Raw genomic sequence first — 26,580 nt, 5'->3', positions numbered from 1 at the left:
AGATAAGAAACCGACTTATGCAGCAAACACCCGTGACAAAGCCCCATGAACAAGATGACGACAACGACGAAATCGACCTGATGGGGTTGTTGGGTACGCTGATCGACCATAAATGGCTGATTGCCGGCGTCACGGGCGTGTTTATGGCTGCTGGGGTTGCTTATGCCCTACTGGCTACACCGGTGTACCAGGCTAATGCGTTGATTCAGGTGGAGGCCAAGAAGAATGACCCTCTGGGCTTCTCCGATATCAGCAGCATGCTGGGTAAAGAGTCGCCATCGGCTACAGAAATCGAGCTGATCAAGTCCCGCAGAAATATCGGTGCTGCCGTAGATAATCTGAAGCTGGACATTGAAGTTGAACCCAATTACTTTCCGCTGATCGGCGAGTTTATGGCACGACGCTTCAAGCCGGATGCAGAAAATTCTGTGGCCAGCCCATTGTTCGGTATGAGCAGCTATGCATGGGGTGGTGAAAAACTGAAGATTGCCGAGCTGGAATTGCCCAAGGAATTGCTGGGCGAGGAACTGACACTGATCAGTGGTGACGCAGGCAGCTTTACCCTGCTGAATGAAGACGACAACGTACTAGCCAAAGGCCAAGTGGGTACGGCCATTAATGAAAATGGCGTCAGGCTGTTGGTAGAAACACTGCAAACCAACCCAGGAACAACATTCAGCGTGGTCCGTCAGCCCCGCCTGACTACCATCATGGCTTATCAGAAAGCGCTGGATATCTCCGAGCGCGGCAAAGAGTCCGGCATGATCGGCATGGCGCTGGAAGATACCAATCCTGAAGTCGCCATTCAGACCCTCAATGAAATCGCCCGCCTTTATGTACAGCAGAATATTGAGCGCACTTCGGCCGAAGCCGCGCAAAGCCTGGGCTTTCTGAAAGACCAGCTGCCACAGGTTCGCAAGGATCTGGAAAAAGCCGAAAACGCACTGAATGCCTTCCAGATTCGCAGCAAATCGATTGATATCAGCCTGGAAGCCAAAGCCATCCTCGATCAAATCGTGGCACTGGACACAAGCATCTCGACCCTGAAACTGCAACAAGCCGAGATGGATCGCAAGTTTACGCCTCAGCATCCGGCCTACCGCGCGCTGATGGGTCAACTGGCTGAGCTGACCGCCAAACAAAACCGTCTGGCCAAACAAGTTGAAGGCCTGCCCAGCACCCAACAGGAATTGCTCAGCCTGACCCGCGACCTGAAAGTCAGCACCGAGATCTATACCCAGTTACTTAACAAGTCCCAGGAGCTGGATGTAATGCGCGCCGGCGCAGTGGGCAACGTTCGCCTGATCGATACTGCAGACGTAGACCTTCGCTTCCCGGTCAAGCCTAAAAAGGCCCTGATCGTATTGATCGCCACTTTGCTCGGCGCCTTTCTGGCCATCGGCTATGTGTTGTTCCGCAAGGCATTGAACCGCGGCGTACAAAACCCGGACGATATCGAAAAACTCGGTCTACCGGTCTACGCCTCGATCCCCTTCAGTTCTCTGCAAAAAGTTGAAGATGAAAAGAGCCCAGGTGGCCGTGGTACACGTGTTACCCCGCTACTAGCAAGTAGCCATCCAACAGATCTGGCGATTGAAGGGTTGCGCAGCCTGCGTACCAGCCTGCACTTCGCCATGCTGGAAGCGGATAATAACCGCCTGATGATTTCCGGCCCAAGCCCCAAGGTTGGTAAATCCTTTGTCTCTGCCAACCTGGCCGCAGTGATTGCACAATCCGGCCAGCGTGTACTGCTGGTAGACGTGGATATGCGTAAAGGCTATATCCATAAAATGTTTGGCATCCCGGTTGAAAATGGCTTGTCCGATTTATTGGCAAAACGCTGCGATCTGAACACCGCCATTCATAAAACAGAAGTTGAAAACCTTGATGTCATTGGCCGAGGTCAAATTCCGCCAAATCCGTCCGAGTTGCTGATGCATAAGAACTTTACCGAGTTCCTTGAGCAAGTTAGTGCCGACTACGACCAGGTCATTCTCGATACACCGCCATTCCTCGCGGTGACTGATGCCGCCATTGTCGGCCGCCAGTCCGGTACCAACTTGATTGTGACCCGCTTTGAGCTAAACCCGGCCCGTGAAGTAGAGCTGACCATGCGTCGCTTTGCCCAAAATGGCATTGATCTTAAAGGCGCCATCTTCAACGGCGTTGAAAAACGGGCATCAGCCAAATATGGCTATGGTGCATACGGCTATTACAACTACGAATACAAATCCGACAGCGTTTAATTACAGCAGCTTCAAATAACCCCGAGCGCCCCGCTTTTTCAGGGCGCTCTTTTAATGCCTCAAGCCCCAAGTAACAATACATTCCAATCAAATATACCGCCCTCAAGGACTGGCGATTAATCTTGTGGCGGTAGCGTGCCTGAACGACTGTAAATGCCGAGCAGCGACATATGGCACAGTGACACTACCCAATTGGCAAACCCAATATTTCAAACGTTTATTAAAAGGCATCACGACTCATGCCGAAGCAAAGCCTCATACGTTTTATCAATATCGCACTGCGCGGCATAACTCTCGCCAGCAAGTTTTTGTTGATTTTCTTTCTCGCCAAGTTTCTTGAGCCGAAAGAATTGGGTCTTTATGGCTTGCTTGTCGTCACTGTCAGCTACGCGCTTTATTTACTTGGTCTCGATTTTTACACCTTCACAACTCGGGAGATTTTGAAGCGCGAGCGTGATGAATGGGGTGGCCTGCTCAAGGATCAAGGGGCACTGTCAGTTATTTTGTATGCCATTTTTTTGCCATTGCTTAGCTTGATTTTCGTTAAAGGGCTTTTGCCCTGGAATATTGCAGGCTGGTTTTTCGTGCTATTGGTGCTGGAACATTTGACACAAGAAATAAGTCGACTGCTAATCACTATTTCCGAACAACTGCTTGCCAGTGTCATGCTGTTTCTTCGCTCCGGCATTTGGGCCGTCATCGTCACTGCCATAATGCTCTTGCGTTCAGACACTCGCGATTTGAACATGGTGCTCGGTGCATGGACGCTAGGTAGTTTCTCAGCCTTGGTGCTGGGGGCTTATCGCCTGAAGCAATTGAATATATCAGGATGGGAAAAAAGCATTGACTGGCAATGGATAGGCAAAGGGCTAAAAATTGCCGTCCCTTTACTGGTTGCAACCTTGACCCTGCGCGGATTATTTACAGTTGATCGCTACTGGTTTGCGGACCTTGCAAGTTTGGAGACGCTGGGGGCCTATGTATTGTTCATGGGCATCAGCAGCGCACTCGTATCGTTCCTCGATGCCGGTGTATTTGCATTCATCTATCCAGGTCTTATCAGCGCGCACCACAATAAAGATGCCGCCGCATTCAAACAAAAGTTGCGCGCCTTACTTTTGCAAACCCTGCTTTTTTCTGGTGTATTCGCGATCGTTGCACTGCTTATAATAGATCCGCTCTTGGTCTGGCTGAACAAGCCTATCTACCTGGACCATAAAAATCTGTTCCCGTGGACACTATCAATAACACTGCTTTACTCGCTCGGTATGATCCCGCATTACGCCTTATATGCTCAAGGCCTTGACCGCCCCATAATTCATAGCCATATCACGAGCTTGCTGATGTTTATTCCAGTCACCTGGCTACTGTCGCGTTACTGGCCCTTGCAAGCAGTACCTGCAGGCCTGTGCATAGCCTTCCTGTTTATCTTGCTGTGGAAATGCCTGGCGTTTGTCCGCTTAACCCCGGCGCAGTACCGGTAATACCTTATCCATCCCTTAAAGAATTTCACAAAGGAACCTGTTGAATGCTTACCAACAAAACGATTCTTGTCACTGGCGGCACCGGCTCTTTCGGTAATACCTTCGTACCGATGACCCTGGCCAAGTACAACCCGAAAAAAATCATCATCTTCTCCCGTGACGAGATGAAACAGTGGGATATGGCCAAGAAGTTTGAAGGCGACTCCCGTGTACGCTTCTTCATCGGTGATGTGCGTGACAAGGAGCGTCTGTACCGTGCTCTGGACGGCGTGGATTATGTGGTGCATGCCGCAGCGACCAAAATTGTACCGACTGCCGAGTACAACCCGTTCGAATGCGTAAAAACCAATATCAATGGCGCCATGAACCTTATCGATGCCTGTATCGACAAGCGCGTTCATCGCACCGTTGCCTTGTCCACTGACAAAGCCAGCAGCCCGATCAACCTGTACGGCGCCACCAAACTGGCCTCCGACAAAATGTTCGTGGCTGGCAACTCCTACTCCGGCAGCCATGACTCAACCTTCTCCGTAGTGCGTTACGGCAACGTAATGGGCTCGCGCGGTTCGGTCATCCCATTCTTTATGTCCATCAAGGACAAAGGCGTGCTGCCGATTACTGATGAGCGCATGACCCGTTTCATGATCTCGCTGGAAGATGCAGTGAAACTGGTTTGGCACGCCTTTGAAGATATGGAAGGCGGTGAGATCTACGTTAAAAAGATCCCGTCGATGAAAGTCACGGATCTGGCCCGCGTAGTAGCCCCTGAAGCAGAGCAAAAAGTTATCGGTATTCGCCCGGGCGAAAAACTGCACGAGCAGATGATCAGCGCTGAAGACGCCTACTACACCTACGAATACCCGGAACACTTCAAGATCCTGCCGACCATCAACGGTTGGGCAGACTGCCCTAAACGCATCAAGGATGGTGTGCGGGTACCTGAAGGCTTCGTCTACGCCAGTGACAACAACACTGAGTGGATGAGCGATGCCGATCTGGAAAACTGGATCGAAATCAACCGCGCCAAGATCGGGAGCATCTAAAGCATGATTCCCTACGGCCGCCAAGACATCACCCAGACCGATATCGATGCGGTCGTGGGGGTACTGCAATCCGATTTTCTGACCCAGGGCCCCATGGTCCCCCGCTTTGAACAAAGCGTGGCGCAGCATGTGGGTGCCACCCATGCCCTGGCTGTCAACAGTGCCACCTCGGCATTGCACATTGCCTGCCTGGCCCTCGGGCTTGGCCCGGGCGACCGGTTGTGGACAACGCCAATCACGTTCGTGGCTTCGGCCAACTGCGCGCTGTACTGTGGCGCCGACGTGGATTTTGTCGATATCGACCCACGCACCTACAATCTCTGCCCGCAGGCGCTTGCCCTCAAGCTGGAACAGGCCGAACGCGAAGGCACTCTGCCTAAAGTCGTCGTTCCCGTTCACTTGTGTGGTCAGCCGTGCGATATGCAAGCCATCCATGCCCTGTCCCAGCGCTATGGATTCAAGATTATTGAAGATGCATCTCACGCCATTGGTGGCAAATACCAGGGTGAGTTCATCGGTAACTCCCGTTACAGCGACATCACCGTATTCAGCTTTCATCCGGTAAAAATCATCACCACCGCCGAAGGCGGCATGGCGTTGACCAACGATGAAGCACTGGCCAATAAAATGGCCCTGCTGCGCAGCCACGGCATTACCCGTGACCCGGCGCAGATGACCCGCGAAGCGGATGGTCCTTGGTACTACCAGCAGATCGATCTGGGCTTCAACTACCGCATGACCGAACTGCAGGCCGCTCTGGGCGTGACCCAGATGGAGCGCCTGGACCAGTACGTTGCTCGCCGCCATCAACTGGCCCGTCGCTATGACGACCTGCTGACCGGCTTGCCCGTAACCGCACCATGGCAGCATGCCGACAGCTACTCCGGTCTGCACCTGTATGTAATCCGCTTGCAACTGGACAAGATCCAGAAGACCCATCGCCAGGTGTTCGAAGCGCTGCGCGAATTGGGTATCGGCGTAAACCTGCACTACATTCCGGTACACACCCAGCCTTATTATGAGCGCATGGGCTTTAAACCGGACGACTTCCCGCAGTCGCAAACCTACTATCAGGAAGCAATCAGCATCCCGATGTTTCAAACCATGACGGATGAGCAGCAGGATGAAGTAATTGCTGCTCTGCGCGTAGCGGTGCAGGCATGAAACTGGCGATCATCCCCGCACGCGGAGGCAGCAAGCGTATTGCACGCAAGAACATCAAGCTGTTCTGCGCAAAGCCGATGATCGCCTGGTCCATTGATGCAGCCCTGCAAAGTGGCTGCTTTGATCAGGTCATAGTGTCCACTGATGATCAAGAGATTGCCGAGGTCGCACGTCAGTACGGCGCAACGGTGCCTTTTATGCGCCCAGCCGAACTGTCTGACGACCACACCGGTACTGTTCCGGTGATCCAGCATGCCATTGAATGGGTCAATGCCCAGGGCCAACCCGTCGAGCAGGCATGTTGCCTGTATGCCACGGCCCCTTTTGTCAGCGCTGAAGATATCAATCGCGGCCTTGACATCTTGGACGCCACCCAAAGCGATTACGCCTTCTCAGTGACCAGCTATGCCTTCCCCATCCAGCGGGCAATTCGCCTCAATGATGAAGGTCGGGTGCAGATGTTCAATCCCGAGTACTTCAACATCCGCTCCCAGGATCTTGAAGAGGCGTTTCACGATGCCGGTCAGTTCTACTGGGGCACCGCAGATGCGTGGCTTCAAGGGCGAATGATCTTCGGTACTGGCTCTGTGCCTGTGCCGCTACCGCGTCACCGGGTACAGGATATCGACACACCCGAAGATTGGGTACGTGCCGAGTGGTTGTTCAAGGCCATGCAGGCCGAAGCGCAGTGAGCACAACCCCGATGAAGATTGTTTTGCGTGTCGATGCCTCGCTGCAAATGGGCACAGGTCATGTCATGCGCTGCCTGACCCTGGCCAACGCACTCAAGCAGCAAGGCAATAAATGCGAATTCATCTGCAGGGAACATGCTGGCAACCTGATAGGACATATCCGCAGCCAGGGTTTTGATGTGCATGAACTGCCCTCTACGGGTTCGATAGCCATCGATGGCCCCGTACTGGCACATGCAGCCTGGCTCGGGGCCACGCAAGAAGAAGATGCACAGCAATGCACATCCATTATTCGTCAGCTCAAACCCGACTGGCTTATCGTGGATCACTACGCGCTGGATGCCCGATGGGAAGCCGCGCTGGCGGCGTATTACCGCAAATTGATGGTGATCGACGACCTGGCAGACCGGCCACATATCAGTGACCTGCTGCTGGATCAGACCTTCGGCCGAGACGCCAGCGACTATGCCCCCTGGACCCCGCAGACATGCACCCTGCTCTGTGGCTCGCAATTTTCGCTACTGCGGCCCGAATTCGCAGCCTTGCGAGACTTCAGCCTCGAGCGTCGGCGCAACCCGCAACTGCAACACCTGCTGATCACCATGGGCGGTGTGGACAAGGACAACGCCACCGGGAAAATCCTGCAGGCACTGAAAAACACGGATCTGCCGGCGGATTGTCATTTCAGCGTGGTGATGGGCAGTACCGCGCCATGGCTGGCAGAAGTTCAGCAACTGGCCGGGAAAATGCCCTGGCCGACCACGGTGAAAGTCGGTATCAGCGACATGGCACAACTGATGGCCGAAAGCGATCTGGCTATTGGTGCGGCGGGCGCAACGTCATGGGAGCGCTGCTGCCTGGGGTTGCCTACCATTATGGTGGTGCTGGCGGATAACCAGGCCCTGGCCGCACAGATTCTTGATAACGCACAGGCTGTTATCAAGCTTGCGCTGGATGAGCAACTGGCAAGCGAGCTTGAACAGATAGTCAGTACGCTCACCCATGACTCAAATCGCCTTGAAAGCATGACTGAACACGCCAAAAACATTACCGACGGCACAGGCTGTCAGCATGTCGCCCGCCAGCTGAATGTGTTGAGCCAAATTTAATGGAGCAGGTTATGCAGCAACTTGGACAGCTACGCCCGATAGAACAGCATGAACTTGAGTTGATGCTTGATTGGCGCAACGCACCCAATGTGCGGGCCAATATGTATACCCGCCACGAAATAAGCCTGGAGGAACATCTGGCCTGGTGGGCACGGGTACAAAAACGTGACGATCAGCAGTATTTCATGTACGAAGCTGATGATGCGCCACTGGGCATCGTGGGCTTTGTAGGGATCGACAAAACCAGTGAGAACTCATCCTGGGCTTTTTATGCCTCACCCGAGGCGCCAAAAGGCACCGGCAGCAAAATGGAGTTCTTGGCACTGGAGTGTGCATTCAATCAACTTGCCCTGCATAAACTTTACTGTGAAGTGCTCGCCTTTAATGCACCCGTTATCAAGCTGCATCAAAAGTTCGGTTTTAGCGTAGAAGGCATCCTGCGCGAGCATCATAAAATCGATGACACCTTTATCGATATCTATCGGTTAGGCCTGCTGGAAACAGAGTGGGCAGAAAAACGCACCGATATGTTGAACAAATTAATCAAACTTTCCGGAAAAAGCGCATGAATCCGACTATTTCGATTGCTGGCCGCCCGATCGGGCCCGATCACGCCCCCTATATCATTGCCGAGCTCTCTGCCAACCATAATGGCAAGCTTGAAACCGCACTGAAAATCATCGAAGAAGCGAAAAAGGCCGGTGCCGACGCGGTCAAACTGCAAACCTACACCGCAGACACCATCACCCTGGATTGCGACTCGGAAGAGTTTCAGATCCATGGTGGGCTGTGGGACGGTAAAAACCTGTATCAGCTATACAAAGAAGCACAAATGCCTTGGGAATGGCATTCGATACTGTTTGAACATGCACGCAAACTGGGCATCACCATTTTCAGCTCCCCGTTCGACAACACAGCGGTCGACTTGCTGGAAAGCCTCAACGCACCGGCTTACAAAATCGCATCGTTTGAAGCTGTAGATTTACCGCTGATCAAATACGTTGCCAGCACCGGTAAACCGATGATCATCTCGACAGGCATGGCTGATGCCGATGAAATTCAGGAAGCTATCCAGGCTGCTCGTGATGGTGGTTGCAAGGAGCTGGCAATTCTTCACTGTGTCAGTGGCTACCCTGCACCTGCAGCAGATTATAACCTGCGCACCATTCCGGACATGATGAGCCGCTTTGGGTTGGTCACTGGCCTGTCCGACCATACCCTTGACAATACGACGGCCATTGCCAGTGTAGTTATGGGTGCATCGGTTATTGAAAAACACTTCACCCTTGACCGTAGCGGCGGCGGGCCTGATGACAGCTTCTCGTTGGAACCGGCTGAACTGGCTGCCTTGTGCCGTGACAGTAAAACCGCTTGGGCTTCGCTGGGGCAGGTGGATTACGGGCGTAAGTCTAGCGAACAAGGTAATGTTAAATTTCGGCGCTCGCTTTATTTCGTTAAAGACCTTAAAGCTGGAGATATAATCTCAGCGGACACTGTACGGAGCGTGCGACCTGGTTTTGGCTTACCACCAAAATTCCTGAATGAAATAATTGGCTCGCAAGTGACTAAAGATATAACAGCCAATACTGCAACAAACATAAACTTAATAAAAAATATCGCCCCCCAGTAAACAGATGGGCAGTATTTTTCAAGAGAGAGATATACTGCCTCAGTATTTTAGAGTGACCCACAATCAAAGCACTCAGTACATATTCCAAAATATTAACAACAGACAAGACCAAAGCAATCATCAGACGCTTTGCAGACAGGCAGATAAATTGAAACCAAAAATTAAAATTATCATATCTTCCAGTACTGACGAAGATGTTCTTGAAATGCTGGATATTTCTTTATCTAACGGAATTGCTCAAGAGAGCATACTCGTGATCACACACTCCGGTCAGGAAAAACTGAAAACACCAGATAAAGTACGAAGAGTGATGGAACCGAGATTCACAAAAAATAAATATCTAATAAAGACTTATCGTCTATTTTTATTCGGATATCTGCTCTTAACGACAAAGCCTCAATGCATATTCACAAACTCATCACTAACCTATAAAGCTTGGCAAAAAATATTCAACTTTAAACACATTACATATCACAGAGCCTTACTCCTCGACCCAAACCACAAGTTCGGCTTTTCAGAAAAGCTCTGCGCCCTATTAAAGCTAAAAAATAATGACTTCTTAAACCCATATCACTCCGATACTGTAGTAACAATTGGAGACTGCAACAAAAAATACATGATTGCAAAAGGAACTCCGGAAAAAAACATAATATTAGTTGGCCCAACATGGTTAGAAAAACCAATATCAAGCCCGGAGACCGCCAACAACATAACGCCTTCAATGGAAACCAGAAGAGTCATTTTTATAACACAAGCCTTCGAGCATCATGGCTACATTGACCAGCACAACTCTCAGCTTTCGTTTCTAAAAGACCTACAACTTAAGCTATCAGCAAACGACAATATATCTTTATTTGTAAAGAAACATCCTCGCGATACGACTGATTATTTGGATCTGGCTAGCGACAAAATCAAAATAATCGATACTCCTGCAGCAATATTTCTATCGACAATCTTAGAGACCGATATAATAGTTACCCCTTTCTCAACAATGTCGCTTGAACTTGCCTTTAGAAATGCAAAAATCATATTTTACTCAACAGATTCATTAGACAAAGTTTACTCAGCATCATACGACAAGTACAACATACAAACAATTAAAGACCTAGATACACTAATCAGTACAATCGAAGGAAAAAAAACACTCACCGAGATATCTTTGAGCTCCTTCTTCTCTCAAATAGACAAAACAATACCCCTCTTAAAAAATCTATCAAAAAGCGACTAAAAGCCAAAAACTCGTATTCGGAATGCGGGAACTTGCCATATTGCAAATGAACCATTTATTTTAACAGATCAAAAACAATACCGAGAAAGCAACTTGAGAATAAAGCCAGATGCATTCCTGCATTACAAAAGCTCATCATTTCTGATAATATTAATGCTTTTCTTTTTAGCTATCACGGGCATCATCTCCCCGTACAAATACAACTTGCTCCCCGTAAATCCAATACTCGAAATCACTTTAATCATCGCTGCACTTCTAGCCGCCAAAGGAACTTCAGAGAGATATTATTCATTTATAATCATAAGCTCAATTTACTTGATATCCAGCTTCCTCGTAATGCATTTGTTGAAGCCAGCAAACATCTTTGATTTTGCACAAGCCTACAAGTCATTTTACTACATTATTCCTTTAAGCTTATTTGCAGGAAAAGATAAATTTAACGAAAAGCAAATCAAAACAATCCTATACTTCCTCTTAGCAATGTTCCTGGCCAAATACAGCTACTCCCGCCTACTTCACTTGGACGAGAGACTTTCAACGAGGCCCGGCATATACTTAGAAAACAACTTCGAACTAATACTGCTACTCATAATATATTACTTAGCCACACCAACAATAAAGAAATATAAACTCCTTACATTTTCAACTCTAGCATTTATAGTAGTCATTTCCGGGTCTCGATCAGCTCTTCTTGCACTACTAATCGTATATAGTGCTACCTTTATTAAAAAAATAGATGCCAAAGTTATCTTATCATTTATTGCACTCGCAATTTTGCTTTGGATTTTATACATAGTTTTCTCCGAAAGACTTGCAGGCGGCGGCTTAGAAGAAATTGACCGCTACAGATTTATGATGGTATTTCTAAATGAAATAAGGAGCTGGGGTGTATTTAATTACTTATTTGGCAGTGTCCCCCTTACACCGTTATCACCGCAATCATGTGCAAGCCTGTCCTTTTATGAAGGAATGTTCAGCTCTGCAGGAACAGGAGAATGCTACTCCGTAATTTTGCACGCATACTTATTACGCGTAATTTTTGACCAAGGAATTATAGCCTTGCTATTAATGCTAGGATTTATATGGACAGGACTTGGATCAGCCAATTATACAAATAGGCAAAAATACTGCATTATTGGAGTGCTAATGATTTCAGGAGTATCAGTCTCATCTGTCAACAGTGTCTTTTCAGCAATAGCACTGGCTATAGCGTTCTCATACAAACAAACTCCAAAAAGCACCAAAAAAGATAATATGTCGACATCAAAGTAGATCATTTGTCATCAAAGCTAGTTCTGTAGCGCTCATAAAAATCACACTGATGCAATTCGAACCACAAGCAAGTTAATACATCTTGAAACACCACTACTCACGTCACTATAACGCCACCCTCTAAAAACCTAATAAACACCAGCGAACGATTACGATTTAAATACCAGCATCCGAAGTATCCTAGAGAGTCAAAAATTGCCCAGCTCACCTGCACCTTCAATTAAAGAACCCAGATCAAGCCTAACAACTTTTTTGAACCCTTACTCTTACCTTGTAGCTAGAAAAAACATTAAAACTTTTTCAAACTTTGATAACATTTACTTCGACGGGATCGTACTTTCCAAGTTAATGAATGCAATAGGAGTAAGACAGTCTCGCGTCAGCTTTGACATGACATCATTAGCGCCAAGGGTATTTCAACACGCATCAAATGAGACAAAGACTGTTTACTTTATTGGTGGCGAGGAAGGTATTTCCGATCAGGCCGCAAAAATACTTAGAGCGGAATATCCAAAATTAAACATAATCGGTTGTAGATCTGGTTTCTTCAAAAACGAAACAGAGAAAGAACTCGTAATTACAGAGTTAGCATCAACCAAACCTGACATAGTGATTTGCGGCATGGGAACTCCACACCAAGAGAATTTCATCCTACAACTCAAAGAGTCAGGCTGGATTGGATCAGGTTTCACCTGTGGAGGTTTTTTCCATCAAACAGCCAAAACGGGAATAAAATATTATCCTTTTTGGTTCAATAAACTTAACTTACGCTGGCTATATCGAATTATTGATGAGCCAAAGCTATTAAAGCGATACGCTTTACACTACCCCATGTTTCTTATTGTTTTTATACTAGATGTGACCTTTTACAAAAAACACAAGCATTTCATAAAAGAAAATACCCTGAATAGTTTACTATAATCCTCACTCACGCAAACACCACTACAGGGCAGGCAATTTCACATGCTTATACAACACACTTCTTTCGCATGGAGAAAAGTATAGAATGTTAATAAATACTCCGCCCAGCAGTGATCAGAACTCGAACATAACATCTAAGATCCTTGTAACTGGTGGCGCTGGTTACATTGGCTCACACACCACCCTCGCCCTGCTTAATGCTGGCTTTAATGTAATCGTACTTGACAACCTCACCAACAGCTCAGCTGAATCGCTTTCAAGAGTACAAAGAATTTCTGGCAAGACCCTAGAATTTATTCAAGGTGATGTGCGAGATCGCAAACTACTAGATCATTTGTTCACCACTCACTCGATTGGTGCAGTCTTGCACTTTGCAGGATTGAAAGCTGTAGGCGAGAGTGTTGTCAAACCACTCGACTACTTCTCGAACAATGTGGTTGGTAGCGTGAATCTGTGCGAAGCCATGGCCCACGCCCAAGTTTTCAATTTAGTATTCAGCTCATCAGCAACAGTCTACGGCACCCCTAAAGAAATGCCGATTAGCGAAAGCTTTCCTACAGCGGAGCCAACTAATCCTTACGGCCACACCAAGTTAATCATTGAGGACTTTTTACAGTCTTTAGCGAAGTCAGATCCACGATGGAGCATTGCCCTACTCCGCTACTTCAACCCAGTAGGTGCACACCAGAGTGGATTGATAGGCGAAGCTCCAAATGGCACTCCAAACAATCTTATGCCTTACATGAGCCAAGTTGCTATCGGAAAACTTAAGTTTCTATCAGTATTTGGTACCGACTACCCAACACATGATGGAACTGGTGTACGTGATTACATTCATGTATTAGATCTAGCTGATGGACATTTAAGTGCACTAAAGGCTATTTCCAATAGAACCGGAGTGAACATTTGGAACCTTGGCACAGGCATCGGCTACAGTGTTCTGGAGTTGATCCGAGCTTTTGAGCTGGCAAGCGGACAAGCAGTTACCTATCAAATAGCTGAGCGTCGCCCAGGTGATATTGCTGAGTGCTGGGCCGATCCGACTAAAGCTGCCGACGAATTAGGCTGGAAAGCTAATCGCGGATTGACGGAAATGATGACCGACACATGGCGCTGGCAACAGGCCAATCCAGAGGGCTATGGTGGCTGATTTGTTAAAGATCAGCTACGATAAAAGTCCAATGGCATCTTGCCACGACTCAAGCGCCACAAGTAAACAGATGCGTTATAAAAAGTCAGCAACCCGAACCGCTCTACGCAGGTATTCTGAGTGTGTTATTATGAAATATAATCTCTGTAGTAAAACCGCTTGGGAGCAATTTTTTTCGTGTCATTTATCACCTGAGCGCTGTAAAGCCTAAATTCGTAATATCTGATATGAGCACTCAAGCACTACAATCTACACAGTCTATTTACCAAAAGGATTTCCCATGCACAAATTTATCGTTTCCGCCCTCGCCCTGGCCTTGAGCGCTTCTGCATTTGCAGCCGAGCCTGTTGCCCCCACTTCAAACGCACCTGTCGCAGAAGAAGGAGCGGCAGATGCGACTTCGGGTACCTCTTTAGCTACCGAAACCGGCGTACTGGGTGGCGTTAGCACCACAACAGCAGTAGGTTTAGGTGTTGCCGCAGCAGCCGGTATTGCAGCCGCAGCTTCGGGCGGCGGTGGTGGCGGCGGTGGTGGCAACGGCGGTACTACTGGCACCACAGGCACTACCGGTACCACAGGCACTACCGGTACCAACTAAGTACCTGCCAGGTCGAAAGGACTAAACCACCTGGAAATTCCAGGCATTTGATTTTGATGTGTTTCCTTTACAAGTGTCCTCAATGATGATTCGTAGTTTGTCGCTCGCGGTACTTGCAGGGCTCGCCCTGCAAGGTTGTATGTTTGCGCCCGGTCAGTACCTGGATACCAGTGAGATCGGAACTGAAGGCTCACCTGAAAGCAGTCGGGTCGAGTTGATCCCTATCACTCCGAAGCTGATTGCGCAAAACGCGGCGACTTACGTGTCAAGCTCGGTGCCGGCAGAATTGCTGGCATTCAAGCCTCAGGCCTACCGGATCGGTGCCAACGATGTGTTGTATATCACCGTCTGGGACCATCCTGAGCTGACGGCGCCCTCGGGCCCGCAACAACAAATTGATGCGAATGGTCGCCTGGTGCGGCCGGACGGCACTATTTTCTACCCGTATATCGGCAAGCTCGATGCTGCGGGTAAAACCATCGAAGAATTGCGCGCCACCATTGCCCAGCGTTTGGCGCAATACGTTGACAGTCCACAGGTTGATTTGAGCGTTTTGCGTTTTGCCAGCCAAAAGGCAATCCTCGCTGGCGCTGTGATCAAGGCAGGCCCGATTCCTATTACTACATCCCCGGTGAGTGTTGTGGAAGCACTGGGAGCCTCCGAAATTGATCCCCTGAATGCTGATCTTTCGGGACTTGTACTCACGCGTGGCGGTCGCGAATACACGCTTGATCTGGACTCGCTCAACGGCCAAGGCGCGCAGTTGCACAATGTGTTTCTTAAAGATGGCGACCAGTTGTACTTGCCTTATAACGATCGCAAAAAGATTTATGTTATGGGCGAAGTCCTTGCGCCTCAAGCCGTGAAATTTAAGACCAAGCGCATGAGCCTGGCTGATGTTATCGGCTCTGTCGGCGGTTTGAACCAAACCACCTCAAACGGCAATGCACTGTATGTGATTCGTGGCGCTGAAAATATCGATACTCAGCCGGCCAAGGTCTACCAACTGGATGCCGAGTCACCAGTTGCCTTTGCGATTGCCAACCGTTTTGAACTCAAGCCTCAGGACATCGTTTACGTTGGCCCCGCTCAGGTCACCCGTTGGAACCGCCTGATCAGCCAACTGCTGCCATCGGCCACCATTCTGGGTACCAGCGCCGCCGCCGGTAACAACCTCAGTGAAGCCAACAGCCGATAAGGTTTGAGCCGTTTTGAAAATTCTTCGTAACCGCTCATGCCTGGTGGCGTGCCTGCTGCTGTGTGGCTGTAGCCCGCTGATGCAAGGCTCACTCGATACTTTCAAGGCTGCCGTTCAAGGCGTGGAGCCGCTGCAATTGACAGCAACCGATGTCGCGGCCGTGCCTTATGCGCAAATCCTGGTGACCACACCTTCCAGTGAAGGTGTTATGGCCAGGCTTCGCCAGAAGGGTGACCTGCAGTACTGGGTCGCCTCGGGCAAGCAAGTATTGCTGATTCGTAACGGCCTGGTGGTTCGTACCACCGGGCTGCAACCCGCCCTGGATGGCACCCGTTTCGACGGGCAGTCACCATTCAAGCGCGGTTTGCAGCATGTGGCGGATGGCGAGCGCAGCACGCGCTGGATCGATATCTATCAGGGTGAACAGGTCGGCCTGGCGGTGAATAGCCGCTTTGTGCGTAAAGGCCTGGAAACCGTGACCATTCTTGACAAGCCTTATGTGCTGCAGCGCATCGATGAAAAATTTGAAGTTCCGGCACTGGGCTTTAGCGGCACCAACCATTTTTGGGTGCGACCCGAAGACGGGGTGATCCTGCAAAGCGAGCAATATGTTACGCCAGGGCTTGAGCTACGCATTGTCCATCTGCGCCCTGACTGGGAGGCTACCCAGTGATCTCTTTGAAAAAAATGGCCCTGTGCGTGCTGCTTAGTCATACCGCGATCAGTCAGGCCGCCGTGTCTGTTAGCGGGGATGTGCTAAAACCCGTCAGCGTGGCTTTTAAACCCGGTATGCGTTTGCTGGATGTGATCAGCCAGGCCCAACCCAATCCGGAAAGCTACTGGCTGGCAGCCGCATGGCTGCATCAACCGGAAGTTGAGAAGCAAGTACGGCTCAAGGTAGGCGTGCTGTTTGACCTGAAAATGCTGCAACGCGGCGCCTTGCTCAGTAACAACCATGGCCTCGCGGCGGTGGCGGCACGTCTGCACCAGGACATCAGCCAATTGCCTGTCACTGGCCGTAAGGTGGTTAACCTGGACCCCGTCGCGCTGGAAGTCGGCTTTGCCCACAACTACCTGGTGAGTGATGGCGACAAGGTTAGTTACCCGGCGCGCACCAATAGCGTGACCGTGCTGGGCGCCGTGGAGCACGACTGTACCCTGCCCTATCAGCCTCTGCAGCAAGTACGCGACTACCTTGACAGCTGCCCGCAGCTAAAAGAGGCCGAGTCGGATTTCCTGTGGCTGATTCACCCTGATGGCACTTACAAGCGTGTTGCCATTGCTGCCTGGAACCGTGAGGACGGCGTGTATGCCGTGGCGGGCAGCAAGATTCTGGTGCCCGTGCGCAATGACAATGCCGATTTGCCCACACCTGATTTAAACGAGCAGTTGGCGCAATTCCTCGCCACCCAACCGCTGGCTGAGGTTGCACCTTGAAGTTACGTTTTGTTGTTGTCGCCTTGTTACCTTATAGCCTGGCCCATGCGGAACCGCGCTATACCCAGAATGACTTTGGTGGTGTTGGCCTGCTGCAAACACCCACCGCACGTATGGCCCCGGCCGGCGAATTAAGCCTTAACGCGAATCGTACAGAGCCTTATTCTCGCTACAGCCTGTCTTTGCAACCTCTTGAGTGGCTCGAAGGAACGTTTCGCTATACTGCTATTACAGACCGCATGTATGGCCCAAAGTCATTTAGCGGTAACCAGAGCTATAAGGATAAAGCAGTCGATGCTAAAGCTCGACTCTGGCAAGAAAGCCATTGGCTCCCTGAGGTTGCACTGGGATTTCTGGATATCGGCGGTACCGGCCTGTTTTCAAGTGAATATTTTGTGGCAAACAAGCGCTATAATAATTTTGATTTCAGTCTAGGCATAGCTTGGGGCTATATCGGCAACCGAGGGGACTTTGAGAATCCGCTGAGCTATATCGATGACCGATTTGACTCTCGTCCTGCTAGCAGTAATAGCAATGCTGGTAATGTTAATACGAGTTCGTATTTCCGAGGTTCGCCTAGCCTGTTCGGAGGAGTTGTGTATCAAACTCCATGGGCGCCCTTGAGTCTGAAATTAGAGTTCGACGGCAACGATTACAAACATGAGCCACTCAACAGCAGCCATGTACAAGACTCCCCCATTAACATCGGTGCAGTCTACAAACTTAATGAAAATATCGACCTCACTGCAGGCTGGGAGCGAGGCAATACAGCCCTGTTCGGTATTACCCTGCATACTAATTTTGTCAGCCGCAAGGCACCAGCCAAAACCTACGACCCACCTGCCCAACCGCTGCCAACCAATGCGCCAACTGTAGGGTTGGACCAGGTTGATTGGGCCGAGGTCTCGAAAAAACTGGAGAGCAATGCCGGCTATAAAGTCGAGCGAATCGCCCAGCGTGATTCCGAACTGATGGTATATGGTGAGCAATCTAAGTACTTCTACACCGCCAAAGGTGCAGGCCGGGCCAGCCGGATTCTGGACAATACCGCCAACGACCAGATCCAGTGGTTCACCATGGTGAACAAGCGTTATGACATGCCTGTGGAAGAAATCAGCGTCCCGCGCTCGACCTTTCGCGACGTGGTCAATAACGAACAGGATCTGGTTAATTTGCATCGCACCACCGAGGTCAATCGCGCCACGGCCCACTATGATAAAACCCTGTATCAGCACAAGCCCGACCCCTTTACCTATGGCTTTGGCCTGGGCTACCAGCAAAATATGGGTGGCCCAGACGGTTTCCTGCTCTACCAGATCAGCGCCTATGCCGAAGGGCAATACCGCTTTACCCCAAGTACCTGGGCGAGTGGTGGGATAAGTGCAAACCTGCTGAACAACTATGACAAGTTTACCTATGATGCATCCAGCAATCTGCCACGTGTACGCACTGACGTGCGCCAGTATGTGACCACCTCCGATATCACCATGCCCGCCTTGCAACTTAACAAGGCAAAACGCCTGGATCAGGATCTGTATGGCATGGTCTATGGCGGTTATCTGGAGTCCATGTATGCCGGTGTCGGCGGTGAACTCTTGTATCGCCCCATGAGCGAACGCTGGTCGATCGGTGCCGATTTGAACTATGTGCGCCAACGGGACTTTGACCAGGGCTTTGGCCTGCGTGATTACCGGACAGTAACCGGTCATGTCACCACTTACACCAAGCTGCCCTTCGATCTGGACGCCGCAGTCAGCGTCGGCCGTTATCTGGCCCGCGACTGGGGTACCACCATCGATATCTCCCGCGAATTCACCAATGGCGTGAAGTTCGGTGGCTGGGTGACTCGTACCACTGCGTCCAAGGAAGAATACGGCGAAGGTAGTTTCGACAAAGGCATCTATATCTCGATTCCGTTTGACGAGATGATGAGTGTGTCGACCATGAGCCGTGCCAATATCGCCTGGGCCCCGCTGACTCGAGACGGTGGCGCCATGCTGCATCGCCAGTACTCGCTGCATACCATGACCGATGGCCGCAATCGTGATGCCTTCTATGAGAACTTCGAGAAGATCAGCGAGTGAAGCCGCTGATTCAGCGCCTGGTTGATCTCCCATTTTGGCTGCGTGCACTGCTATTTATGGCCGTGTGCGCTGGCCTACTGTTTACAGGCTTGCGCAGCCAGCCGATTCCAGAGCTTTATGGCCAGGAAGACAAGTTGCATCACTTTATTGGTTTTTTCGTCCTGGCATTCAGTTGCCGCCTTGCGTTTTTGCCTGTCAAGCTGCACTGGATCGCCATCGGCTGCGTACTGGTCGGGGTGTTGATTGAATATGCCAAGGCCCTTATTCCATTGCGCACGGCGTCGTTTTACGACTCACTTGCCAATACCGCCGGGGTGGCACTGGGCCTGCTAGTAGCTTCGCGCTTCTCGCTACCTGAAAAGTTACATTGAATAATGTGTGAATTCATGCTAGATACGCTCATTTATACTGCCAACAACGCGGTTTATCTCGATAAATCGACCTTCGATATGCATAAGCTCGATAATTGCCAGTAGAAATAACACCAAATGTAGTAAACGTTATAAAATGTCTGATTCACTATTGTCTTGTATGGCAAAATCCCACAGCCTCTAAGTACTTGGGTTAGGTGATATGCTTGCTGCAGGATGCACTACCGATATTCAGGCCCCCAAAGCGCTTAATTTTGTCTATAGCCAAGCGCTGGTCGATGATATAAAACAGCTTGTCACTGCTGAAGTGAGGCATCTCGACGCCTGCGACACGCTGGGGAATATGGCTTGCGATTTTAGTACCACAGAAGCCGCTTTTATTGAGGTGAATGCTCCTGAAGCTGTTAATGACAGCCTGGAGCTGCTTAAGCATATCCGTACAATCAATGACGCCGCCTGTATTTATATACTGGTAACCCATAACAAATCGTTCAACAGCACCCATTATTATCTTGCCGGCGCCGATCACTGTATAAAGTTACCGGTGGATCCACTGGAAAAGCAGGCATTACTGTCACGCACTTTAGCGGAGTCACACTGGACCACAACTACCCACCTAACCCTTGACCGCACTCGGCTTTTATTATGCAGCGCCAGTCAAAAAATTGATATTTCATACACTGAAATGATCATTATCGACGCACTGTTACAGGCGCCGCAGCATGCACTGAGTCAGGACAGCATTGCTAAAACCCTGGACCCCAATATTGTATTTTATGACCCGCGAGCATTGGAAAAAACCATTAGCCGCTTGAGAACCAAGATAAAAAAATACTACCACCTGGAATTGATCTTTAGTGTTCGCGCATTCGGCTATCGACTGCGTCGGGGCACTATTCAGGAATAAAACAATTACTTCATGAACTGCGCTGCAGCGCGCTGTAGTTCGCCAACTGGCACCCGCCTGACACCGACGAATGGAGACGTTGAAGCATGAAGGTAACACTCAGATACTCAGCTTACATACCCTCGGCCAATAACAATTGGATTGCATATAGCTTACCCAGCGCAGCCCTTAAACAAAGCTCTGCTAGCCAACAGACCGGCGAACGCAGTAGTTCGCAGTGGCGTACGCTGCAATTGGATAGCTGGGTAAATGCACAGCGTGGCATGGTGCCTGCTAACAATCATGTATCTAACGCAGCCAGCTTGATAACGGCAATAAAGCCTCACTTGCTGAACATCCACCCCTGCTCTCTGGGCCTGACTGTTATTCCTCCTTTGAAAACTCCCCTGACCTCTCCAGCCTTTGCGCCTAGCGCACGCTATTCCAACAGCCCTGATACCTGGTTGTTTTGCTCAGCAGCACATCGCCTGTGCAATAACCACACCTGCATACAGCTTACTGCTATAGAGTCGCTGCTGATCAAGACTCTGGCCCAAAGAGATGAGCGTATTTGCAGCAAACAGGAACTTATTATCGGCATCAATAAAGATACATACAGCTACAGTGGTCTGGAAATGTGCCTCAGCCGACTCCAGAGCAAGTTTAAAGGTGTTTTTGGCGAGCGACTGTTTCGCTCGGTACGCAACCGCGGTTATTGCCTGGTACAAGATGTGCAAATGGCCGAATAACTGGCATAAAGCAATCACGCAACTTACCGATACAGGCAATTAGCCATTATATCGACATCACTGCAAGTCGTATTTTATCGCTCTATTAAAAATAACATCCGCTTAATGCCTTGTTATAAAACGTCGAACCCTTGTTACTGAGAACCTTTATTATCAACGTTTCGTGTGGCCGATAGCTTTACAGATATAGCGCCACTCAACGCCTGCACATGGAAGAGTGCTGTGATTTATTCATGTCAGTTGCTCCCCTATAGTCAAGTCATTATCACAAGGCTGCTACCTTGATTCATACACGTCTAGATCGTAAAACCGTGGCCAGAGGGCTGACTTTTTGGGGCCAGTGGTCTGTCGCCATGGCCTTTGTCATCGCCTTGTTGGTAGCACTGGTCTATACCAAATTTGGCAGCGTCGATTTCCATTACCGCATCCTCGCCGTTCTGACCTTGCTGGTATCAGTGCCCGCCTATTCTGCCACCCATGTTTACTACAAAAGGCACTCCCTTTTTAACGGCTGTGTGCGCCTGTTTCTTGGATGGATGTTGACCCTGGCGTGCCTGTGCACCATCGGTTTCGTAACGAAATCCGGCGAGTTATTTTCCCGGGGAACCCTGCTCAGCTGGGCCGCCCTGGGCTTTCTGATTCAAGTGCCGCCGTATTTGATCCTGCATCGACTGTCCAGGTTTTATCACCAGCGCAATAACCATCATTACAACAGCCTTATTATTGGTGCTGATGGTGTGGCCCTGAAACTGGCTGACAGTTTTATTGAACAAAACCACTTTCCATTAGTCGGAGTGGTCAGCGCTTCCCCCTTTGAAGACGCGACCAATTCCCCACTTATCGTGGGTGAACTGACCCAGTTACGCTCACTGATTACCGAACATAATATCCGCCGGCTTTATATTTCGCTGTCCCTGCAAGAAGCCCAGCGTATTGAAGCACTGTATATTGACCTGCTTGATTTGAATGTCGACGTTGTCTGGGTACCAGACCTGGACAGCATGATGTTGCTTAACCATTCGGTCAGTGAAATTGGCGGCCGCCCTGCTATCCATTTGAATGAAAGCCCGCTTACCAGCTATCCAACTGCAGCCTTGAGCAAGGCATTGATGGAGCGCTCGCTGTCACTGGCGGCCATTATCTGCCTAAGCCCGGTGCTTGCAGGGATTGCCATTGCCGTGAAGTTGTCCTCCCCTGGCCCGATCCTGTTTAAACAGCATCGCCATGGCTGGAATGGCAAGGTGATCAAGGTGTGGAAATTTCGCTCCATGCAAGTTCATGATGACAAACACGTCAAGCAAGCCAGCCGCAACGATTCACGCGTAACAGCCGTTGGCCGCTTTATCCGCCGTACCTCGCTGGACGAACTGCCTCAACTGTTCAATGTGTTACATGGCGATATGGCATTAGTGGGGCCTCGCCCTCATGCCGTTGCCCATAACGACTATTACACCGGCAAGATCCACGCTTATATGGCCCGTCACCGTATCAAGCCCGGCATTACCGGTCTGGCGCAAATCAGTGGCTGCCGTGGTGAAACCGATACCATTGAAAAGATGCAGAAGCGAGTAGAAATTGACCTCGACTACATCAACAACTGGTCATTGTGGCTCGATATCAAAATTATGATCAAGACCCCGCTGACTTTGATCTCGAAAGATATTTACTGACAGTAGAGCGCCCTACCTCTGTGGGAGCGAGCCTGCCCGCGATGTTCTTTAAAACTTCGCGAGCAGGCTCGCTCCCACCCACTTAATAGCTTCACTCCCCCCGTACCTCCCGCCCCTTACTCCCTCCGTGACTCTTCCTTCATATTCGCACTCAACACCCCCTCCGCAATAGCAACTTCAATACTCTTATCCATCTTTAGTTGACAGCCATTAAATTGGCGCCAATTAATTCTCTAATTAACCCACTCTAACCACTCAACAAAACAACCTCATCGTCTCGACAGAAAACATGCATGGCGATATGATATCAACCCGTTAAGCAAGCCCCACCCAAACAGGATGTTTTGTGTGCCGAAGTTCTTTTATACGGACTGCGTAGTAACCGATCTTAAACAAATAGACTTTCACCGTGACGAGTTCACTGCCCGTATCAATGGGCGCACGGCCAAACGCCTGGCCATGACCCATGACCTTTATCACCACCTGATGGGCGCTGACCGCAGTGGCAAAAGCCGGGTCTGGTTTTACGCCCCCGGGTTCAATAAAGCGCTGGTTATCGCCGCTGTACGGCCTGCCGGCCAAGAGCACAACGTGCTGCGCAATCGCGCAATCAGCAGCCCTTACAAAATGATTGTCAGAACCTTGCTTGCCGGCGTGCTGGCCTGGTTCGCCACCTGGGCCTTGCTGGCGGTGCCTGTACTGTCCTGGTATGGCGCCAATGCGCAAAAGGGTGTGCCCTTGCTGGAAACACTCAGCCTGCAGATAGGGGCCGGGGTTGCGTTCCTGAGCTTCAGCTATTGGCTATGGGTTCGGCTAAAGATGCACCGGCTCCAGCGCTGGCCATCAGGGGATTTAACGCCTTATACCCAGGCAACTGTTCCAATACCCGACGCCGCCCTGCAGGTCACAGCAAAAGCTGCAGAAGAGCTTGTCGATTAACCCCTGGCACTTTTTAACGCTCGCTGTTTTGCCGTCAGGCGGCCCCTTCCTGCTACCCCGGGTGCCGAGGGCAGCCCTTACCCAGCTGTCAGGTGCAATGGATGGCCATTCTTTATTTTCAGATCTTGATTATTTCTACTCTTTACCTCGCGCGCCGCCTGGGTAAAAAGTCATTGGTTATTGTCTGTTGTGCATGGTCCATATTCAGCCTCTCGAACGGGTTTCTGCCCGGCGTGATTCTGCTCCAACTGTTTACCCTGTGGGCAGGCTGTTATTGGTTTCTGAAGCGCAAAACAAACCACGCCGCAGAGGCACCTGCAACAACGCCTGCCGAAAAGAGGCCTGCAGTATCCGGCCCTACGCCGACCCCGCCGCTGCTTTTGGTGCCTGTAGCCTCAACGCCTCTTGAGAGTCCACCCACGGACGGCGGTTTTCTTCGCTCGCTCGACACCCTAAACAATGCACTCTCATCCTTCAACGACTCGGTCTGTTTGAGCCTTGAGGTTCAAAAGGCAACCGCCTCGCTCGCAGCCGTCTTGTTTACCGAGAAGCTTTGCACCGAAAAAGCGCTGGAGCGCTCGCACGCGGCTTTAAAGCTGGCTGCCTGGCGCCAGGAGCATGGCGAGAAAGCCTGGGCGCATTATCTGCAAGCGCAGGCCATATACACCATAGCGCTCGACTCCAGTGCCAACGCCGCTGTAGCCGCGCCACTGCCCGAGTGGAGGCACATCGATTTTTCCAGCGCCCCCAGGGAGGGTGATAACCCACTGGCGATTGCCATAGAGGCCAAAAAACGCCAGCTGCAAGGGGAACGCGACAGGTTTTTCAGCGATATTGCTCAGCAAATCTGGGCTGATCTCCCTCTTCGCATTGCCATGGCTGATGAGCTGAGCAAGGTGGGCGGCCACGAGACCTGGGCGTGCATTTCTCGCCAGGCTGAATTCACCCACAAACCCCTTGCGCGCCTTACGTTCGGAGCCGTATTGGGCAAGGTCCAGACATCAACGGCGGATCGCCCGACACCCGTGTTACAGGGCCGTGAATCAATCGGCTTTTTGCCAGGGTTCCTGCTAAAACAAGCGCTCCAGACTCGCGCGCGGGTGCTGGAACTCCCCTATCTGGTTCATTTCACTCGCGTCGAAAACCTGCCTTCGATCATGCAGCATGGCCTGTGTTCCATCACTACCCTTAATGACAAACAGATCGACTTCAGGTTTAACGATCATCTGCGCCTTGAAGGTCAGCCCCATGCCATTTGCCTGTCTATCGGCCATCCCAATGACAAAATGTTCGCCAGTTACCGCTGGAAAAGCCCTGAACAAGGCTGGGCCGTTCTTGTGATTGATCGCTGCGCCTTATGGTCACTGGATACGGCATTCTGCAATCACAACGCAGCAGATCACCGAATTCGCCAACGCCCCCTCGGCGACCTTAAAACCCTGGCGGCATTCGACAGCCTTTTTATGCCGCTGAGTACCCTGCCCTCTCGAGAGGACAGCAGATTGCGGCCCTACGACCCGACGGATGTACAAGCCGAGGTTTTAATCTTCGACACGTTACTACCCGAGCTTATCAATGGTGTGGTTTTCAGTGACCCGCACAACCTACAAACGTATAAAGACTGCATTGCGGGCAAGCCTGCGCACTTGCACACTGAGAGCCACGGCTTTCTCGGCGCAAGAACTTATGCGCGCAAAACCGGATGGACTTATTGATGGCCAGCAGACCCGTTTTTATCCCTGACCTTGATGGGCAAGCGCTGGTGCGTACACAGACCCTGGACTTTCGATGGTTTGCAGGTCTGAGCCTGTCCCAGAAGCAGAAATCCGTCACCGCACTGCATCAGGCAGCCCATGCAATACCTGGTATAAATAAGGTGCTGGAGGTGTCCACTAAATCCACAGAACCTCTGGGCGCCGCCCTCAGTGCTTTCAATCTGTGCTTTGCTCACTCGGTGCTCGGTCACTCGTTGAGTGTCGAATGCGCTTTCCAGGGCAGCAAGGTATTCGTTCAGGGTGGGCCTTTCACCGATATCTATGCAATGTCCTCCCGCGAGGCAAAGCGAGATGAACGGCTGCGTGTTTCTGGCAGGCTGACAGGCTTTGATTTCGCCAACGTGCAATGGCCTCTGGAACCGCAAACAGCGTTTTATGACTGGCTGTATATCAGCGCGCTGAAACACCGGGCGGACCTGGCGGATCAGCTATCCGAATATTCTGCGTTCACCGACATTGAGTTCAGCCCGCAAAAATCCATCAATTGCCAGGCTTACTCGGTTGCACTTTTCGTTTCCCTGCAGCAGAGAAACCACCTCGAACAGGCCACCGAGTCGCCAGGAGCTTTTCTCCGCTATTTAGGATCCAGGCCTGTGATCAGCGCGCACCAGGACGACCTGTCGCAGGGGCGGCTTTTCTGAGTGTGCCCAGGCACAGGCTTGGCCTGCGCCATTGAGATCGACAAGCCATGGCTGGACAAAGAGCACCTCTGTCAAAACCGGCTGCTGCAGCTCGGTATCGACGAATGCCCATAATCCGCAGCCAGCGCTCAAAGATTGCCGACCAACCCTTCGGGTTTTAGTCCGTTATGTCAGGGTGACACGCTTTTGCCCCAAGGCCGGCGGGTCGAAGAAACGGCAAGCAGACGCAATCTTGTCAGAGGTGGTGTGACGCTCGAAAAAGTGAGGTACGAGCGCTCCACCTCCCGCTTAAC

24 protein-coding genes are annotated in these 26,580 nt (G+C 50.6%); all 24 read left to right on the top strand.

The annotated features are described in order from the left end of the window. Window positions 1-17: 17 nt before the first annotated feature. The 24 genes from V6L81_RS13085 to V6L81_RS12970 all read left to right on the top strand — a co-directional run bounded on the left by V6L81_RS13085 (window position 18) and on the right by V6L81_RS12970 (window position 26,287). On the top strand, window positions 18-2,246 hold the full coding sequence (locus V6L81_RS13085; RefSeq protein ID WP_338660015.1) for a polysaccharide biosynthesis tyrosine autokinase: 2,229 nt from the start codon (window positions 18-20) through the stop codon (window positions 2,244-2,246). 239 nt (window positions 2,247-2,485) lie between these two features. After that, window positions 2,486-3,730 carry a hypothetical protein gene (locus tag V6L81_RS13080; RefSeq protein ID WP_338660014.1) on the top strand — a complete coding sequence of 415 codons (1,245 nt, stop codon included), beginning with the start codon at window positions 2,486-2,488 and terminating at the stop codon, window positions 3,728-3,730. A 44-nt stretch (window positions 3,731-3,774) separates the two neighbouring features. Then, the gene (pseB, locus tag V6L81_RS13075; protein ID WP_235574709.1) at window positions 3,775-4,773 is read left to right on the top strand and encodes a UDP-N-acetylglucosamine 4,6-dehydratase (inverting); all 999 of its coding nucleotides are present in this window, start codon (window positions 3,775-3,777) and stop codon (window positions 4,771-4,773) included. A 3-nt stretch (window positions 4,774-4,776) separates the two neighbouring features. Beyond that, window positions 4,777-5,937, top strand: a complete 1,161-nt coding sequence (gene pseC / locus V6L81_RS13070) for a UDP-4-amino-4,6-dideoxy-N-acetyl-beta-L-altrosamine transaminase (protein ID WP_338660013.1) — start codon at window positions 4,777-4,779, stop codon at window positions 5,935-5,937. Further along, window positions 5,934-6,629 (top strand): pseudaminic acid cytidylyltransferase, encoded by a 696-nt coding sequence (pseF, locus tag V6L81_RS13065; protein WP_240881291.1) that lies wholly within the window; start codon window positions 5,934-5,936, stop codon window positions 6,627-6,629. Before pseC ends, pseF begins: the two co-directional genes overlap by 4 nt. An 11-nt stretch (window positions 6,630-6,640) precedes the next feature. Further along, the gene (pseG, locus tag V6L81_RS13060; RefSeq protein ID WP_338660012.1) at window positions 6,641-7,738 is read left to right on the top strand and encodes a UDP-2,4-diacetamido-2,4,6-trideoxy-beta-L-altropyranose hydrolase; all 1,098 of its coding nucleotides are present in this window, start codon (window positions 6,641-6,643) and stop codon (window positions 7,736-7,738) included. A gap of 11 nt (window positions 7,739-7,749) precedes the next feature. Beyond that, the gene (gene pseH, locus V6L81_RS13055) at window positions 7,750-8,307 is read left to right on the top strand and encodes a UDP-4-amino-4,6-dideoxy-N-acetyl-beta-L-altrosamine N-acetyltransferase (RefSeq protein WP_338660011.1); all 558 of its coding nucleotides are present in this window, start codon (window positions 7,750-7,752) and stop codon (window positions 8,305-8,307) included. Next, window positions 8,304-9,368 (top strand): pseudaminic acid synthase, encoded by a 1,065-nt coding sequence (gene pseI / locus V6L81_RS13050; RefSeq protein ID WP_338660010.1) that lies wholly within the window; start codon window positions 8,304-8,306, stop codon window positions 9,366-9,368. Before pseH ends, pseI begins: the two co-directional genes overlap by 4 nt. Window positions 9,369-9,516: 148 nt before the next feature. Then, a complete protein-coding gene (locus V6L81_RS13045) occupies window positions 9,517-10,596 on the top strand; it encodes a polysialyltransferase family glycosyltransferase (protein ID WP_338660009.1) in 1,080 nt (359 codons plus the stop codon). 93 nt (window positions 10,597-10,689) lie between these two features. Further along, window positions 10,690-11,868: a hypothetical protein gene (locus V6L81_RS13040; RefSeq protein WP_338660008.1), complete on the top strand. Its 1,179-nt coding sequence runs from the start codon at window positions 10,690-10,692 to the stop codon at window positions 11,866-11,868. 195 nt (window positions 11,869-12,063) lie between these two features. Next, window positions 12,064-12,789, top strand: a complete 726-nt coding sequence (locus V6L81_RS13035; RefSeq protein ID WP_338660007.1) for a WecB/TagA/CpsF family glycosyltransferase — start codon at window positions 12,064-12,066, stop codon at window positions 12,787-12,789. An 85-nt stretch (window positions 12,790-12,874) separates the two neighbouring features. Continuing rightward, window positions 12,875-13,939 (top strand): UDP-glucose 4-epimerase GalE, encoded by a 1,065-nt coding sequence (galE, locus tag V6L81_RS13030; protein ID WP_338660006.1) that lies wholly within the window; start codon window positions 12,875-12,877, stop codon window positions 13,937-13,939. 280 nt (window positions 13,940-14,219) lie between these two features. Continuing rightward, entirely contained in the window at window positions 14,220-14,537 is a 318-nt protein-coding gene (locus V6L81_RS13025) for a hypothetical protein (protein ID WP_338660005.1), read from the top strand. Window positions 14,538-14,622: 85 nt separating this feature from the next. Beyond that, the gene (locus tag V6L81_RS13020) at window positions 14,623-15,735 is read left to right on the top strand and encodes a polysaccharide biosynthesis/export family protein (protein ID WP_338660688.1); all 1,113 of its coding nucleotides are present in this window, start codon (window positions 14,623-14,625) and stop codon (window positions 15,733-15,735) included. 13 nt (window positions 15,736-15,748) lie between these two features. Beyond that, entirely contained in the window at window positions 15,749-16,408 is a 660-nt protein-coding gene (locus V6L81_RS13015; protein WP_338660004.1) for a YjbF family lipoprotein, read from the top strand. 14 nt (window positions 16,409-16,422) lie between these two features. After that, window positions 16,423-17,172 carry a capsule biosynthesis GfcC family protein gene (locus V6L81_RS13010; protein ID WP_338660687.1) on the top strand — a complete coding sequence of 250 codons (750 nt, stop codon included), beginning with the start codon at window positions 16,423-16,425 and terminating at the stop codon, window positions 17,170-17,172. Beyond that, window positions 17,169-19,256 carry a YjbH domain-containing protein gene (locus tag V6L81_RS13005; RefSeq protein ID WP_338660003.1) on the top strand — a complete coding sequence of 696 codons (2,088 nt, stop codon included), beginning with the start codon at window positions 17,169-17,171 and terminating at the stop codon, window positions 19,254-19,256. The genes V6L81_RS13010 and V6L81_RS13005 overlap by 4 nt, the downstream gene beginning before the upstream one ends. A gap of 56 nt (window positions 19,257-19,312) precedes the next feature. Beyond that, window positions 19,313-19,627 (top strand): VanZ family protein, encoded by a 315-nt coding sequence (locus tag V6L81_RS13000; RefSeq protein WP_404824671.1) that lies wholly within the window; start codon window positions 19,313-19,315, stop codon window positions 19,625-19,627. 202 nt (window positions 19,628-19,829) lie between these two features. After that, entirely contained in the window at window positions 19,830-20,534 is a 705-nt protein-coding gene (locus tag V6L81_RS12995; protein ID WP_338660001.1) for a helix-turn-helix domain-containing protein, read from the top strand. An 86-nt stretch (window positions 20,535-20,620) separates the two neighbouring features. Beyond that, on the top strand, window positions 20,621-21,262 hold the full coding sequence (locus V6L81_RS12990) for a winged helix-turn-helix domain-containing protein (protein WP_338660000.1): 642 nt from the start codon (window positions 20,621-20,623) through the stop codon (window positions 21,260-21,262). A gap of 353 nt (window positions 21,263-21,615) precedes the next feature. Continuing rightward, on the top strand, window positions 21,616-22,932 hold the full coding sequence (locus tag V6L81_RS12985; protein WP_338659999.1) for an undecaprenyl-phosphate glucose phosphotransferase: 1,317 nt from the start codon (window positions 21,616-21,618) through the stop codon (window positions 22,930-22,932). A 348-nt stretch (window positions 22,933-23,280) separates the two neighbouring features. Further along, window positions 23,281-23,871, top strand: coding sequence for a hypothetical protein (locus V6L81_RS12980; protein WP_338659998.1), 591 nt, complete (start codon window positions 23,281-23,283; stop codon window positions 23,869-23,871). 101 nt (window positions 23,872-23,972) lie between these two features. After that, on the top strand, window positions 23,973-25,586 hold the full coding sequence (locus V6L81_RS12975) for a DarT ssDNA thymidine ADP-ribosyltransferase family protein (protein WP_338659997.1): 1,614 nt from the start codon (window positions 23,973-23,975) through the stop codon (window positions 25,584-25,586). Continuing rightward, window positions 25,586-26,287 carry a DUF6977 family protein gene (locus V6L81_RS12970; RefSeq protein ID WP_095025674.1) on the top strand — a complete coding sequence of 234 codons (702 nt, stop codon included), beginning with the start codon at window positions 25,586-25,588 and terminating at the stop codon, window positions 26,285-26,287. The genes V6L81_RS12975 and V6L81_RS12970 overlap by 1 nt, the downstream gene beginning before the upstream one ends. Window positions 26,288-26,580: the final 293 nt, after the last annotated feature.

The sequence above is a fragment of the Pseudomonas bubulae genome (assembly GCF_037023725.1).
GTDB lineage: Bacteria > Pseudomonadota > Gammaproteobacteria > Pseudomonadales > Pseudomonadaceae > Aquipseudomonas > Aquipseudomonas bubulae.
Note: the sequence above shows the minus strand (reverse complement) of the source record. Positions and strands in the feature narration are given on the sequence as shown.